Origin of the sequence: Yersinia sp. 2542 StPb PI (genome assembly GCF_048593855.1) — a bacterium.
GTDB classification, from domain to species: Bacteria; Pseudomonadota; Gammaproteobacteria; order Enterobacterales; family Enterobacteriaceae; genus Yersinia; species Yersinia enterocolitica_E.
In genome coordinates this window covers 1-15,800 of sequence record NZ_JAZGQA010000105.1, presented here as the reverse complement: position 1 = coordinate 15,800, position 15,800 = coordinate 1, and the positions used below count along the sequence as shown (strand labels likewise).

Sequence of the window (15,800 nt, the reverse complement as noted above, 5' to 3'; positions counted from 1 at the left end):
TTCTATTTAGTTAGTTAAGAAAATAAACAATTATAATTTATAAGGTTATTACTGCGTTTTCGGCGATGCTCACGGTTTCGCCTCTTCTGTGACTCACTACATGGTGCCGGTTAATTAACCATTATCGGCAACAATTTGTTCTGCCCGCAATCTACGGCGGGCTGATATTGTCTGACTGGGAGCTGGTATTATGCCTGTTGCGCTGCTGGCATTGGCACTGAGTGCTTTTGCTATTGGTACCACCGAATTTGTCATTATGGGGCTGCTGCCTCAGGTGGCGGGTGACTTACATATCTCGATTCCAACTGCCGGTTGGTTAATCAGTGGTTATGCGCTGGGAGTGGCAATCGGCGCACCTATCATGGCAGTACTGACCGCAAAGTTGCCACGTAAAAAGACATTATTACTATTAATGGTGATCTTTATTATCGGTAACCTGATGTGTGCTCTGGCATACAACTATGATTTTCTGATGCTGGCCAGAGTGATAACGGCGCTGTGTCATGGTGCTTTCTTTGGGATTGGTGCCGTGGTTGCCGCCAATCTGGTGGCGCCGAATCGACGAGCTTCGGCGGTGGCACTGATGTTTACTGGCCTGACGCTGGCCAATGTGCTGGGCGTGCCCCTAGGGACCGCGCTGGGGCAGGCTTTCGGTTGGCGCTCAACATTCTGGGTGGTTTCAGTCATCGGTTTATTCTCACTGGCCGCCCTTTACAGTAAATTGCCTTCCTCTCAGGAAGAGGCCCCGACCGAACTGCGTAAAGAGATAGCTGCACTGCGTGGAGGGGGAATCTGGCTATCTTTATTGATGACGGTCTTTTTTGCCGCCGCTATGTTTGCTCTCTTTACTTACATCGCCCCCATTCTGACAGAAGTGACGCAGGTTTCAGAACATGGTGTCAGTTGGACATTGTTGCTGATGGGGGTTGGTCTGACATTGGGCAATATTGTTGGGGGGCGGCTGGCCGATTGGCACCTTTCCATCAGTCTGACGATGACTTTCCTGTTAATCGCTCTGTTTTCTGCCTTGTTCAGTTGGACCAGCTATTCATTATTGGCAGCAGAAGTGACACTGTTTCTATGGTCAGCGGCAGCTTTCTCAGCAGTACCTGCACTACAAATCAATGTGGTTACCTATGGTAAAAAAGCACCTAATCTGGTGTCGACCCTGAATATTGCCGCCTTTAATGTCGGCAATGCTTTAGGGGCATGGGTTGGTGGTGTGGTGATTGCTCGTGGGTTAGGTTTAACCGCCGTGCCCTTTGCCGCCGCGGCACTGGCGGTGATGGGGCTGCTACTGTGCCTGTTTACCTTCTCCCGGGCGCGTGCCGGTAAGGTGAACGCTGTTTAGGCCCGTTGCGAAAACTTAATATTGTTGGGTAATCACTTGGGTTAGGCGCTGCTGGAAAGTGATGGCCTGCTGCTTTAAATGCTCGATAAACGTATCTACCAAAGTAGATGATGGGCGATGTTTCGGTTGTATCAGACTGATAGTAAAGGGGATTTCGACGCTGAATGGCCGCACGCACACGCCTTCAGCGCCCCCTTTGCTAATATAGTCTAATGCCGTGAGTGGATTGACAATCGATACCCCCACCCCTTCCCGTACCATGGCGCAGACTGATGCAGCACTGTGAGTTTCCAGCACTAACCTTCGGCTAATGCCTTGTTCAATAAATAGTTTATCCAATAATTGGCGATAGCTGTCGGTAACGGACAAGCTGATAAAGTTTTCACCCTGGAAGTCTTGTGGTGTCAGTAGTGATTTATCCCGCAACGGATGGTCACTGGGCAATACGCAAATCTCATTCACGGTCATCAGGGGATGGCGCAACGTACCGGCAGGAGTCTGGGTGTTTTCTGTCAGACCAAGGTCATGACGCTGAGCTGAAAGCCACTCTTCCAGTAGCGGCGATTCCTGCGGGATGATGCTCAGACTGACTTCCGGGTAGCGGTCAATAAAGGGTTTGCACACGGCGGGTAGCAGCGATTGAGAAAAGACCGGTAGGCAGGCAATAGAAAGCTGCGCCTGTTGGAATTGACGAATACCCTCAGCAGCCTGTCGGATGCGATCAAGACCGTAATAAGAGCGTTGTACCTCTTCAAATAGCCGCAAGCCTTGTACTGTGGGATAGAGGCGGCCACGTACACGCTCGAAGAGTGTTAATTGGACTAATTGCTCAAAGCGGGCCAGTTCACGGCTAACGGTGGGTTGGGATGTCTGGAGTAATAAGGCGGCTTCAGTCAGGTTACCGGTGGTCATGACACCATGAAAAATCTCGATTTGTCGTAGGGAAATGGTGGGCATCACAACACTCCTGAAGTAGCGACGGTTTACTGTAAGCTATATCATAAATGAATAGACTCACGGTAAATAGATATTTTCCTAACAGGTATTCAGTTGCTAATAATGAGGTATCAGCGAAATCATTTTTTTCGCCCAACATATTGATGAACAATTATTAGGAAAAACCTATGCCGCGCACACTTTATGACACCACTTCGGCACTGACTGCCCACAATCTGCTGGCTCTGCCTGAGCAATTTGGCTGCCCGGTGTGGGCGTATGATGGTGAGATAATTGCTCAAATAATCAACAAATTACGAAATTTTGATGTTATTCGTTTTGCCCAGAAAGCCTGTTCGAATATTCATATTCTCGGTTTGATGCGTGAGCAGGGTGTCAAAGTCGATTCAGTCTCGTTGGGTGAGATAGAACGTGCGATACATGCTGGCTTCCAGCCGGGGCAGGAACCGGCCGAGATCGTATTTACCGCAGATCTGCTGGATCAGGCCACGTTATTACGGGTGACTGAATTAAACATTCCGGTCAATGCCGGTTCAATCGATATGCTGGATCAACTGGGGCAACATGCCCCAGGGCACCCCGTTTGGTTGCGGATAAATCCGGGTTTTGGTCATGGTCATAGCCAAAAAACCAATACTGGCGGTGAGAACAGCAAACACGGCATCTGGCATCAAGATTTACCACAAGCTATTGAGAAAATTAAAAAATATGGTTTAACGCTGGTGGGTGTTCATATGCACATTGGTTCTGGTGTTGATTATCAACATCTGGAGCAAGTTTGTGATGCCATGGTTCAGCAGGTGATTGCACTGGGGCAGGATATCAGCGCTATCTCTGCCGGTGGTGGGTTATCGATCCCTTATCAATTTGGTGATGATGAGATTGATACCGAACACTATTATGGCTTATGGAATAAAGCCAGAGAGCAAATTGCCGCCCATCTCGGCCATCCGGTTAGTCTGGAAATTGAGCCAGGCCGCTTTCTGGTGGCCGAGTCAGGTGTTCTGGTGGCGCAGGTGCGGGCTGTTAAAGATATGGGCCGTCGCCACTATGTGTTGGTGGATGCCGGATTTAACGATTTGATGCGGCCAGCAATGTATGGCAGTTATCACCATATTTCGTTGCTGCCTGCTGATGGGCGCGACCTCACATCGGCACCGTTGATTGATACGGTAGTTGGCGGTCCGCTGTGCGAGTCAGGTGATGTATTCACTCAGGAAGCGGGTGGTGGATTGGAAACCCGCGCATTGCCCGCCGCTAAAATTGGTGATTATTTGGTATTCCACGATACCGGGGCTTATGGTGCGTCGATGTCTTCGAACTACAACAGCCGCCCATTATTGCCGGAAGTGCTGTTCGAACAGGGGCAGCCGCGCTTAATTCGCCGTCGGCAAACCATTGAAGAACTTATTGCATTAGAGCAGATTTAACGACTTTGTTATCAAAAGGATAGGTTGAATTAGCTTATACAAAAAAGTCCTCAGCCGATAGCCAGAGACATAACTCAAGGCTATCGGTTACCTGCATTTGATCCTATTTGCATTTGATACAAACGTCCTCAGCGGTAATAGGGCCCCGGTACCACCGAATCACGTAATTTTAACTCACCGATGAAGGGGGGCAGCGGTAGCACCGGTTTGCCCGCAATCAGCTTCAACGCCTGAGTAATGGCGGCTTCAATCATCGCATCAATCGGCAGATACACAGTTGAGAGTGCCGGTTGCAGGTAAGGTGCGGTAGGTTCGTCATCAAAACCAAATAACGAAACATCTTGTGGTAGCTTTTTCCCCGCCTGATTAAGGGCTTTCATCGCCCCGATAGTCATATCATCATTGTAGATAAACAGCGCGCTGAAGCTAATATCGCGTGCCAATAGTGCCTGACATCCTTGATAACCGTCAGGTACGCCACTATCGCCATGGATAATCAGATCTTCATTCAGCGCGATTCCGTGCGCCTCCAGCGCTTGCTGATAACCGGCAAGGCGGGATTGGGCCGTGGAGGTGGTGATTGGCCCGGTAATATAGGCAATATCACGATGCCCTTGCTGTATCAGATAATTAACCGCATTAAATGCAGCTTGTTGCTGTTCGAAGAACACACAGCGCTCACGGGCCAGGGGTAAATCACGATTAATAACCATCAAGGGGGCGGCTACGTTGGCAAGCAATTGCATTAAATCAGCTTCAGACATTGAGCGAGTGTAAAGAATAATGGCATCACAGCAACGGTCAGCCAGTAACTGAACTGCCTGCTGTTCGCCTTGTGGCGTATCGTGGCCATCTGTCACGATCAAATGCTTACCACTGGCTTCAATCAGTTTCGCAGCCTGCTGGAGTAAACGACCAAAGTAGGGGCCTTCAAAGTTCGAAACCACTAACCCGATGCTGTTGGAGCTTCTGTTGGCCAGTGATTGTGCTAGAAAATTAGGGCGGTAACCCAGTTCGTCCATCGCCTTAAACACCGCCTCACGGGTGCTTTCCTTCACCTGCCCGGTGCCGTTTAATACCCGGGAGACAGTGGCCTTGGAAACACCGGCGCGCAAAGAGACATCCAACATGGTAATCATCAATCGTAAACCTCTTGGCTGGGTAGCTATTGCCCCAGTCGGCCCGTGTCATAACACCATAACAGCCGGGCGTGGCACTCTCGTTGGGTGCGGCGTAGTGGGCGATTTTTGTGGCATAACTGCCGGATATCGCGGCAGTTATGCATAGCGCAGGCGGGTTGCAGCTCTTTGTTATCGACAGTTCTCAGTCATCTGCGGGCGTTTGCGGGCTGGCGACAGAATGGCGGCGGACCAGCGTTGGGCTGAACATATTGGTGATTTCTGGCAACGGGGTATGGTTGGCCAGCGCCAGCGCCAATTCTGCGGCCTGTGTCGCCATCGCAACGACCGGGTAGCGGATGGTGGTCAGCCGGGGGCGCAGATAACGAGAAATTAATACATCATCAAAACCAATCAGTGAGATCTCTTGCGGCACTTCGATGCTGTTGTCGCTGAGAACAGACAATGCGCCAGCAGCCATGGAGTCGTTATAACAGGTAACTGCCGTGAAGTGTCTACCACGGCCGAGCAGGTCGGTCATGGCCTGTTCGCCGCCAATCTCATCTGGTGTACCGTAGGATATTAAGCGGTCATCAACCGGAATCTCAAACTCTTTTAGTGCGTCCAAATAGCCTTGTAGGCGATCAATGGCATCGGAAATTTGGTGATTAGAGCAAATAATAGCGATGCGTTTATGCCCTTGCTGAATCAGATGGCGGGTTGCCAACCAGGCACCATAACGGTCATCTAATGCGACACAGCGGGTTTCGAAACCCGGTAATGTGCGGTTAATCAACACCATACCGGGGATCTGTTCCATTAATGATGTCAATTCTTCATCGGACAGTTTTTTGGCATGAACCACCAGGGCGGCACAACGATGGCGAATCAGTTGTTCGATGGCCTGACGCTCTTTCTCTTCGTCATGGTAACCGTTACCAATCAGCAAGAAATTTCCGGTGGCATAGGCCACTTGTTCGACAGCTTTGACCATCGATCCAAAGAATGGATCTGACACATCAGAAACAATCATGCCTACCGTTTCAGTTGATTGCTGGGCCAGCGCCCGCGCATTGGCGTTCGGGTGATATTGCAGTTGTTCCATGGCGTTACAGACCGCCATACGTGATGTCTCACTGGCCTTGGGAGAATTATTGATAACACGAGATACCGTCGCGACGGAAACACCCGCCAGCTTGGCAACATCCTTAATAGTGGCCATTTTTCTTCCAGAGATTTTCAGGGTAATCGCTTACATCACTCAGTTTTGCGGAAAACGGTGTTGCCCGCAAGGGGGGAAGATCGCAACTTGGTGAGAAAAAATCACAGAAACAGCAATTAGCACGATTACCTGTGGTTTTCGCAAGCCACAGGTTTCGATTTGACCTGCCTTGGTTAACCCAGCGCATTAAATGAAACGGTTAGTACAAAACGATTATGTTTAGTCGAAATTGTGCTTTGGTCTTACTGCCCGCTGAATGTTATTTTTATGATCTATTTAATTGCCTGAGATAGCCATGTCCATCATCCGTTACCCCCAGCTTGCCCACTGGGGCGCTTTTACCGCTGTTGTTGAAGATGGCAAACTGATCCGTTGCGAGCCATTTGCCAATGATCCCAACCCTTCTCAGTTGTTGGAATCCATTACACCCATGGTTTATTCCGATAAACGTATTCGCAAACCGGCGATACGCCGATCGTGGTTACAGCAGCGAGAGAAAAGTGATCGAACTTTGCGTGGTCGGGAAGACTTTGTTGAGGTGGAGTGGGAGGTCGCGCTGGATTTAGTGGCGCAAGAGAATCGCCGGGTCAGGGACCGTTATGGCCCGTCAGGGATATTTACCGGCTCCTATGGTTGGTCTTCTGCCGGGCGTTTACATCACGCGCGTTCATTAGTCCGGCGTTTCTATTTCAGCGGCGGCGGTGGGGTTGATCAACTGGGCAACTACAGTTGGGGCTCGGCACAGTTTTTTCTGCCTTATGTGATTGGTACTTTTAGCCCGTTGACCGGCAGGGTGACATCATGGCCGAGTGTGGTTGAGCATTGTGAACTGTTTATTGCGTTCGGCGGGTTGGCACTGAAAAACGCTCAGGTCTCTTCCGGCGGGTCGGCGGAACATTCATTAAAACCCTGGTTGGAAAAACTGGCACAAAAAGGCACGCCAGTGATTAACATCAGCCCGATGCGGGATGATTGCCCGGCATTTGTGAATGCTGAATGGATACCGATTCGTCCCAATACAGATGTAGCACTGATGCTGGCGCTGGCTTATGAAATCCAACGTGTTGACGGGCAGGATGAGGCTTTCCTGGCTACTCATTGTGTGGGCTATGAGCAATTAGCTGATTACATTCGTGGGGTGAATGACGGTATTGCTAAAACACCTGAGTGGGCCAGCGAGATTACCGGTATTCCCGCACCAAGAATTACCCAGTTAGCCCAGCAACTTATCGGTGTTCGCAGTTTTATGACCTGCTCCTATTCAGTACAGCGCGCACACCGTGGTGAGCAACCTTACTGGATGATGATTGCCTTATCAGCCATGCTGGGGCAAGTGGGGCTGCCCGGCGGTGGCTTCTCATTTGGTCATGGATCGATGAACGGTGTGGGTAACCCGCGGATAGACACGCCGGGGCCAAGTATGCCGGTGGGTAAAAATCCATCTGGGTTGGCTATTCCAGTGGCCCGCATTTGTGACATGTTGCTGCAACCGGGGCAGCCGTATCAGTTCCAAGGGGAAACCCATACCTATCCCGATATTCATTTAGTGCATTGGGCTGGCGGCAATCCATTCCACCATCATCAGCAATTGAACCGGCTGGTGGAGGGGTGGCAAAAGCCGGACACCGTGATTGTGCAGGATATCTGGTGGACACCTGCGGCTAAAATGGCCGATATCGTGCTGCCAGTGACCAGTTCGCTGGAACGTAATGATATCGGTGGCTCGTCACGCGATCGCTATGTATTGGCGATGCATCAGGCGATTGCGCCACAACATCAGGCCCGTAACGATTTTGATATTTTTGCTGATTTGGCCGAACGACTGGGTTATCGCAGTGAATTTACCGAAAATAGAGATGAAATGGCCTGGATTCGACATATCTACCAGGAGTGCGGAGTGGCACAACAGCCACACGGGGTGGAATGGCCTGATTTTGAATCTTTTTGGCAACGGGGCCATGTTGATTTACCTGCTCCGCCAAAGGAGTTCGTGTTCTTTGATGCTTTTCGCGAAAACCCACAGACTAATCCGCTGCAAACGCCAAGTGGCAAAATTGAGCTGTTCAGTGAGAAAATCGCCAGCTATCACTATGAGGATTTTGCGCCTCATGCCGAGTGGCAACCACCGGTTGAGTGGTTAGGGGCACCACAGGCTGAGCAGTGGCCGCTGCATCTGATCTCTATTCAACCCGAGGATCGTCTGCATAGCCAACTTGATCCGGCGCCATTGGCGCAAGGGAATAAAACCGCCGGCCGTGAAACGTTGTATATGCACCCACAAGATGCAGCCAAACGTGACATTACTGAGGGCAGTCAGGTTCAGGTCAGCAACTTACGGGGTCATTGTCTGGCGGGAGTGCGTATTACTGATGGTGTCACTCAAGGGGTAGTGTTAATGGCAACAGGGGCCTGGTTTGATCCCGGTTTCGGCGGCAAGCAACATAAAGTTGAACAATCAGGTAACCCCAACGTTCTGACGCTAGACATTGGTACCTCGCGTTTAACTCAAGGCCCGAATGCAATGAGTTGTCTGGTTGAGGTGGCGCGATACTAATTTTATCTTAGCGAGGCTTAGGGTGTTGCCGGTGGGATAGCGGCAGCACCCATTATTTTGGCAATGCACCTCAATGAATTACAAACCTATTTCGTCTTTCTGACAATGTTCACTACTGGTTACACTTTGCACGTAAATGTTGCGATTGCTTGCTGGCTGTGGCTTCACTGAAACGGATACAGTATTCATCCCAGAGGTATTAATTGGTGAGTAATCAACATACGCTGTGTGTTAAAAGCCAGTTTTTTATTTGCACCAACCTACGCAGATGCGTAGGTTTTTTTTTATTTCTTCCTGCTGCTGTGATTATCAGCCTCCTGTTAGCAATATTTTAGCCACTATTATAGTATTCTCTCTTTTTCATATTCATTGTCTTATAGGGAAATAAACATGGGTTATCGCTTATTGCGTGCTCTTTTTCGTCGATTATTTCGTGTCACCATTGATGGTGTGACGGATCAGTTTACCCATCAAAAACTGATAATTACGCCGAATCATGTCTCTTTCCTTGATGGGGCTTTGCTCGCATTATTTCTGCCGATCAAGCCGGTTTTTGCGGTCTATACCAGTGTTTCTGAGAGCTGGTATATGCGCTGGCTAAAACCTTATATCGATTTTGTCGCACTGGACCCTACCAAGCCAATGGCTATCAAACATTTGGTCAGGATGGTAGAACAAGGCAGGCCAGTCGTGGTGTTCCCTGAAGGGCGTATTACCGTAACCGGCTCATTGATGAAAATCTATGATGGTGCTGCATTTATTGCCGCCAAATCAGGCGCTACGGTCGTCCCAATCCGTTTGGAAGGGCCAGAATTTACTCATTTTGGGCGTTTGGGTGATGTGCTCAAACTCCGCTGGTTCCCAAAAATCAGCATTCATGTTTTGCCTGCGACCACGTTACCCATGCCGCAAGCGCCGCGTGCCCGTGACCGTCGGGTGTTGGCGGGTGAACACTTACACGCCATTATGATGGCCGCGCGTATGGCTATTGTGCCACGGGAAACGCTGTTTGAAGCGTTGTTATCGGCACAAACTCGTTATGGGCGTTTTAAACCCTGTATTGAGGATGTTTCATTTAAAGAAGACAGTTATCAAACGCTACTGAAGAAAATCCTCGGTGTCAGCCGTATCCTGCAACGCTTCACCGCGCAGGGCGAGCATGTTGGGATGTTATTACCGAATGCGACGATTACTGCGGCGGCGATCTTTGGTGCTTCTCTGCGTGGCCGTATTCCGGCAATGCTTAATTACACTTCGGGTGCCAAAGGGTTGAAGAGTGCAATTACTGCGGCGTCGTTGAAAACCATCGTCACCTCGCGCCAGTTTTTGGAAAAAGGCAAACTGACACATTTGCCCGAACAGGTTACTGAGGCAAATTGGGTCTATCTGGAAGATTTAAAAGATACGGTTACGCTGGCAGACAAATTGTGGATTTTATTCCATTTATGCTGTCCGCGCCGGGCGATGTTGCCACAACAGGCGGATGATAGCGCACTGATTTTGTTCACTTCCGGCTCGGAGGGGAACCCAAAAGGCGTGGTACATTCTCACGCAAGTATATTGGCTAACGTTGAGCAGATCCGCACCATTGCCGATTTCACCCCGCGTGATCGCTTTATGTCTTCGCTGCCGCTGTTCCATGCTTTCGGCCTGACGGTGGGGTTATTCACTCCGCTGATGACCGGTAGCCGAGTATTCCTTTACCCCAGCCCGCTGCATTATCGGGTGGTACCAGAATTGGTGTATGACCGTAACTGCACCGTGCTGTTTGGCACGTCAACTTTCTTGGGCAACTATGCTCGCTTTGCTCATCCTTATGATTTTGCTCGGTTGCGTTATGTGGTGGCTGGGGCTGAAAAACTGGCTGATAGCACCAAACAGATTTGGCAGGACAAATTCGGCATTCGTATTCTGGAAGGGTATGGCGTCACCGAATGTGCGCCGGTAGTGGCGATTAACGTGCCGATGGCAGCGAAAGTGAATACCGTTGGGCGCATTCTTCCTGGTATGGAGGCGCGCTTGATAACTGTGCCGGGAATCGAGCAAGGTGGGCGTTTACAATTGCGCGGCCCCAATATTATGCGCGGTTATCTGCGCGTAGAGCATCCGGGGGTGTTGGAACAACCGGCGGCGGAGAATGCTCAGGGTGAGCGTGAGGAGGGTTGGTACGATACCGGTGATATTGTCACCCTCGATGAACGGGGGTTCTGCGCCATTCGCGGGCGGGTGAAGCGTTTTGCCAAATTAGCCGGTGAAATGGTATCACTGGAGAGTGTCGAACAACTGGCATTACGTATCTCGCCCGAGGGGCAACATGCCGCAGCGGCTAAAACCGACAGCGCCAAAGGAGAAGCACTGGTGCTGTTTACCACTGACAGTGAAATTACCCGCGAACGGCTGATTAAAGCCGCACGTGAGGGTGGGGTGCCAGAACTGGCAGTTCCACGTGATATCAGAGTAGTGAAAGCATTACCCCTACTGGGGAGTGGTAAACCTGACTTTGTTACGTTAACTAAAATGGCACAAGATGCGGAGATGAGCGAATGAGTCAGCAAGCATTGTCAGATAAGCCTTTGCTCTCCAGAGGAATGATCGCCGTACTTGGCGCTCAGTTTTTCTCAGCTTTTGGTGATAATGCACTGCTTTTTGCCACCTTGGCATTAATTAAGCAGCAGTTATATCCCGACTGGAGCCAGCCTATCTTGCAAATGGCCTTTGTGGCCACTTATATCATCCTGGCTCCGTTTGTCGGGCAAGTGGCTGATAGCTTTGCCAAAGGGCGAGTGATGATGGTCGCGAATGGCCTGAAGTTGGCGGGTGCATTAGTTATCTGTTTTGGTCTGAATCCATTTCTTGGTTACAGCCTGGTTGGAGTAGGGGCTGCGGCTTATTCACCAGCTAAATATGGCATCTTGGGAGAAATCACTTCCGGCGAGCAGTTGGTTAAAGCCAACGGCATGATGGAGGCATCAACCATTGCGGCTATTTTACTCGGTTCAGTCGCCGGTGGGGTGCTGGCTGATTGGCATCTGATCGCGGCATTGAGTGTCTGTGCGCTGGTGTATGCCATTGCGGTGGTGGCTAATCTATTTATCCCACATCTGGCTGCTGCCCGAACCGGCAGCTCATGGCGGCCACGGGCCATGACCGGCAGTTTTTTTGCCGCATGCCGCATTCTGTGGCGGGATGGCGAAACTCGCTTCTCACTGGCGGGGACCAGCCTGTTCTGGGGCGCAGGGGTCACGTTGCGCTTCCTACTGGTGCTATGGGTGCCGGTAGCATTGGGGATTGCCGATAACGCAACCCCGACGCTGTTAAATGCCATGGTGGCGATTGGGATTGTGATTGGCGCGGGTGCTGCGGCACGTTTCGTGACACTTAAAACAGTAAAACGCTGTTTACCGGCGGGGGTATTAATTGGTGTGGTGGTGGCGGCATTCTCACTGCAACACAGTATGCCAATGGCCTATTTACTGTTGATTATTATCGGGATCTTAGGCGGTTTCTTTGTCGTACCGCTCAATGCCTTGTTACAAGAGCGCGGCAAACAAAGTGTGGGCGCCGGGAATGCCATTGCAGTGCAAAATCTGGGTGAGAATACCGCAATGTTGTTGATGCTGGGGCTCTACTCGGTGGTAGTAAAACTGGGCGCGCCAGTCGTCGCGGTTGGCGTTGGTTTCGGTGTGCTCTTCGCGCTGGCGATTGCGTTGCTATGGGGCTGGCAGTGGCAGCAACTGCGCCGTAAAGCGGCTAAATGATGGGATAATAGTCAATATCAATGCCGCCGAGTGCGGCATTATTTATTGTCAGTAGTCTAAGGCCGCATTAGCGGCCTTTTTGCTATTTAAACCCAACTGAATTTAAGGTGCAGGGAAGGTAAAGCGGGTGTGGATTTCTTCCAATGCATTAAGCACCTCCTGCTCCAGAACGACATTCTGGCTATCAATATTACTTTTCAGTTGTTCCAGTGTGGTTGCACCTAACAAGGTACTGGCCACAAACGGTTGCTGGCGAACGAAAGCCAGCGCCATCTGTGCGGGGTCCAGCCCATGACGTTTTGCCAGTGCCACATATTCCGCTACCGCTAACTCGGATTGTGGCCCGGTATAACGTGTAAAACGGCTGAACAATGTATTCCGTGCGCCGGTAGGTTTTGCGCCATTAAGGTATTTGCCGCTCAGGGTGCCGAAGGCCAGGCTGGAATAAGCCAATAGCTCAATGCCTTCATGTTGGCTTATCTCGGCCAAACCAACTTCAAAGCTGCGGTTAAGCAGGCTGTAGGGGTTCTGTATTGAGACAATACGCGGTAAATCATGTTTTTCTGCCAGTTGCAGATAGCGCATCACCCCCCATGGGGTCTCATTTGATACACCGATATAACGGATTTTCCCTGCCCGCACCTGCTCATTCAGGGCTTCCAGTGTTTCAAGCAAGGTGACCACAGCAGTATGTTCGCTGTAGCGATAATTCAATTTACCAAAACAGTTGGTTTCACGTTGTGGCCAATGTAACTGATAAATATCGAGATAATCAGTATTGAGGCGTCTAAGGCTATCTTCCAACGCGATGCGGATATTTTTCCGGTCCAGTGCCATATTGGGGCGAATCGGTTGATCGCTGCCGCGTGATGGCCCGGAGACTTTGCTGGCTAAAATGATTTTGTCACGCTCACCGCGTGCTTTTATCCAGTTACCAATGTATTGCTCAGTTAACCCTTGGGTTTCTGGCCTTGGGGGCACTGGGTACATTTCTGCGGTATCGATCAAGTTAATACCGGCCGCAACGGCGTAATCCAGTTGCGCATGGGCATCGGCTTCACTATTTTGTTCACCAAATGTCATGGTGCCCAGACCCAGCAGGCTGACTTCTAATGAACTGTGGGGGATACGATGATATTGCATTGCCGACCTTCCTTAATGTCTGAAATTATCAGGCCATACCTTTGGTAGTTGGTATTGCAGCGTCGTTAGCTACGCCCACGCACCCGAATTCTCTATTTGAATAACTGCTTCAGGATGTGTTCGTTTGGCCTTACTGAAACACCAATTTTTTGGGTATAAGTAAAACTTGCCTTATTCGACTATATCGAAGCACCGCAGTTGGGGGAAGCGTGTAAGGGAAAAGTACAGAAAAAAGTGGGAAACGGGGCCGTGAACTGCCCCTGGAAGATGTTGAACCCGCTATCTTGCAAGTGTACTGCTCAGCCCATCCTTGGGCCTCTCTAGTGCAAGCAGCCTTCTCGCACCTTTAAATCTATTGAGTAGATATTTTTTTATCAGTCGGCTTACTCTTTTTTCCGCGCATCAAATTCAGGGTTTCAACCCCCATTGAGAAGAACATAGCGAAGTAAATGTAGCCTTTTGGAATGTGGATCTGGAAACTTTCTAACATCAGCGTGAAGCCGACCAATATCAGGAAAGAGAGCGCCAGCATTTTGACTGATGGATGGCGATTAACAAACTCACCAATTGGTCTGGCAGCAAACATCATCACCCCGACAGAAATAACCACGGCAGCCATCATAATAAACAGATGATCTGACAGCCCAACTGCTGTTATCACTGAATCCAGACTAAAGATGATATCCAACAGCATAATTTGCACGATAGCCGCAAAGAAAGAGCTGACATTACTGGTGTGTTCAGTATCGCTCCCCTCAATGGTTTCATGAATTTCCTTGCTGGCTTTCCAGATAAGGAATAATCCCCCTAACAACAGGATCAAGTCCCGCATCGAGACACCGTGGCCTGCCACTGTAAACAGAGGTTCGGTCAGGCGGATAACCCAGGCAATAGAAGCAAGTAATGCGAGACGCATTAACATGGCCCCAGCCAAGCCAATACGGCGGGCTCTGTTTTGTTGCGCTTTAGGTAATTTTGCGACCACCAAAGAGAGGAAAATAATATTGTCTATCCCAAGAACAATCTCCAGGATAGTCAGCGTGCCTAGCGCCAACCAGGCATTTGGATCGGCAACCCATTCAAACATTGCGCCTATACACCTTACGGAAACACAAAAATACAATTATACGCTTTTATTTATTAATCGGAACAGAGTCAAAGTAATTGGTGTTGTAGTAGGGCGTCTAGCGCACCGGTTACAACAAGAAATGACGGGCCAGCATCGGGCCAGTAAAGGTCTTTTTCAGATAAAAACCACGGGGTAGTGTCATGATCGGTTGCCCTTTTTCACCGATGGCTTCAGTTAACGCACGGCTATTGGCGGCCTTCGGGCGCAATTGGAGTACCTCACCGTGGCGAGCGGTGATGGTTTCTACTTTGCCAAGAACGATAAGGTCCATTAACTCTTCCCAGTCACGCCGCAGTAGTTCTTCTTCTTGCGCATTCGGGCTCCATAATAAAGGCGCGCCGACTCTACGTTCCGCGAGCGGGATCTGCCGCTCTCCTTCTACGGGTACCCACAATACTCGGGCCAGTTTATGCCGCACATGGCTGCTTTCCCAAGTGATGCCACTGTTGCCGGTCAGGGGGGCGACACAAACAAAGGTGGTCTCCAATGGTTTGCCCTGAGCGCTGATAGGTATGGTTTTCAGCTCAATGCCGATGTCGGCAAAGTCCTGTTCAGGTTTACTGCCAGCACTGGCCCCCAAATAAAACTCCAGCAACATACCAACCCAGCCTTTTACCCGCTTTAAGTCCGCCGGAATAACCCATTGAGCACGCGCTGCCAATTCGCCAAGGGTAAAACCTGACAAAGCTTGAGCACGTTGAAAAAGTTGATGTTCATCAGTGGGTGGTGCTGGTGGCAGTGAATAAACAGACATGGGGGATAAACCTGCTAAAGTCGGTTAAAAAACAAGCTGAATTAAAAGTGACGGTAGATGTATTGTTATGCATTGTGGATGGAATGAATAATAGCATGATTTAACGGAAGTTTTCTTTCCTCCCACCGATGAAATACTTTTATTCTGATTATCTTGTGCACCTACTGACAGCGATAATGAACAGGATCTTACACCTATTTATCCACAGATTTATGGGATAACCCCAATAAATCCCGATCACTGGTTCAATTTACAGCCTTGACGACGGCTTTTTTTGCGAGTTTTACTCTTTTTTGCATAACTTTGACGCATTATCTGTGGATAAAAACTACATTGATGGATCTTTAGCCAGCTACAGATCCAAAACGGAGATAGATCACATAT

At 49.8% G+C, this 15,800-nt stretch carries 11 protein-coding genes; 5 read left to right on the top strand and 6 right to left on the bottom strand.

Annotated elements, in window-relative coordinates; translation table 11 throughout:
• Positions 1–190: 190 nt before the first annotated feature.
• Positions 191–1,351 carry an MFS transporter gene (locus tag V1952_RS13545; protein ID WP_420074919.1) on the top strand — a complete coding sequence of 387 codons (1,161 nt, stop codon included), beginning with the start codon at positions 191–193 and terminating at the stop codon, positions 1,349–1,351.
• A 15-nt stretch (positions 1,352–1,366) separates the two neighbouring features.
• On the opposite strand, the gene V1952_RS13540 is transcribed toward V1952_RS13545, so the two are convergent.
• Positions 1,367–2,308, bottom strand: a complete 942-nt coding sequence (locus tag V1952_RS13540) for a LysR family transcriptional regulator (RefSeq protein WP_420074918.1) — start codon at positions 2,306–2,308, stop codon at positions 1,367–1,369.
• Positions 2,309–2,475: 167 nt separating this feature from the next.
• Between V1952_RS13540 and lysA the strand changes: the two genes are divergently transcribed.
• Complete coding sequence (gene lysA / locus V1952_RS13535; RefSeq protein WP_420074917.1) at positions 2,476–3,738, top strand: diaminopimelate decarboxylase; 1,263 nt, start codon at positions 2,476–2,478, stop codon at positions 3,736–3,738.
• 128 nt (positions 3,739–3,866) lie between these two features.
• Here the strand turns inward: lysA and V1952_RS13530 are convergent, their stop codons facing one another.
• The gene (locus tag V1952_RS13530) at positions 3,867–4,877 is read right to left on the bottom strand and encodes a LacI family DNA-binding transcriptional regulator (RefSeq protein WP_420071958.1); all 1,011 of its coding nucleotides are present in this window, start codon (positions 4,875–4,877) and stop codon (positions 3,867–3,869) included.
• Between the two features lie 184 nt (positions 4,878–5,061).
• On the bottom strand, positions 5,062–6,078 hold the full coding sequence (galR, locus tag V1952_RS13525) for an HTH-type transcriptional regulator GalR (protein WP_083162848.1): 1,017 nt from the start codon (positions 6,076–6,078) through the stop codon (positions 5,062–5,064).
• Positions 6,079–6,373: 295 nt separating this feature from the next.
• On the opposite strand from galR, the gene V1952_RS13520 reads away from it, so the two are divergent.
• From V1952_RS13520 to lplT, 3 genes are all read left to right on the top strand, one after another.
• Positions 6,374–8,632 (top strand): molybdopterin guanine dinucleotide-containing S/N-oxide reductase, encoded by a 2,259-nt coding sequence (locus V1952_RS13520; protein ID WP_420074916.1) that lies wholly within the window; start codon positions 6,374–6,376, stop codon positions 8,630–8,632.
• Between the two features lie 390 nt (positions 8,633–9,022).
• On the top strand, positions 9,023–11,179 hold the full coding sequence (gene aas, locus V1952_RS13515; RefSeq protein ID WP_372569556.1) for a bifunctional acyl-ACP--phospholipid O-acyltransferase/long-chain-fatty-acid--ACP ligase: 2,157 nt from the start codon (positions 9,023–9,025) through the stop codon (positions 11,177–11,179).
• Positions 11,176–12,390 carry a lysophospholipid transporter LplT gene (lplT, locus tag V1952_RS13510; protein WP_420074915.1) on the top strand — a complete coding sequence of 405 codons (1,215 nt, stop codon included), beginning with the start codon at positions 11,176–11,178 and terminating at the stop codon, positions 12,388–12,390. The genes aas and lplT overlap by 4 nt, the downstream gene beginning before the upstream one ends.
• A 102-nt stretch (positions 12,391–12,492) precedes the next feature.
• Here lplT and V1952_RS13505 read toward each other — a convergent pair whose 3' ends face one another.
• From V1952_RS13505 to mutH, 3 genes are all read right to left on the bottom strand, one after another.
• Positions 12,493–13,533, bottom strand: coding sequence for an NADP(H)-dependent aldo-keto reductase (locus tag V1952_RS13505; RefSeq protein ID WP_372559792.1), 1,041 nt, complete (start codon positions 13,531–13,533; stop codon positions 12,493–12,495).
• A gap of 352 nt (positions 13,534–13,885) precedes the next feature.
• On the bottom strand, positions 13,886–14,620 hold the full coding sequence (locus tag V1952_RS13500) for a TerC family protein (protein ID WP_372559791.1): 735 nt from the start codon (positions 14,618–14,620) through the stop codon (positions 13,886–13,888).
• Positions 14,621–14,729: 109 nt separating this feature from the next.
• Complete coding sequence (gene mutH / locus V1952_RS13495; RefSeq protein ID WP_050073625.1) at positions 14,730–15,416, bottom strand: DNA mismatch repair endonuclease MutH; 687 nt, start codon at positions 15,414–15,416, stop codon at positions 14,730–14,732.
• Between the last annotated feature and the right edge of the window lie 384 nt (positions 15,417–15,800).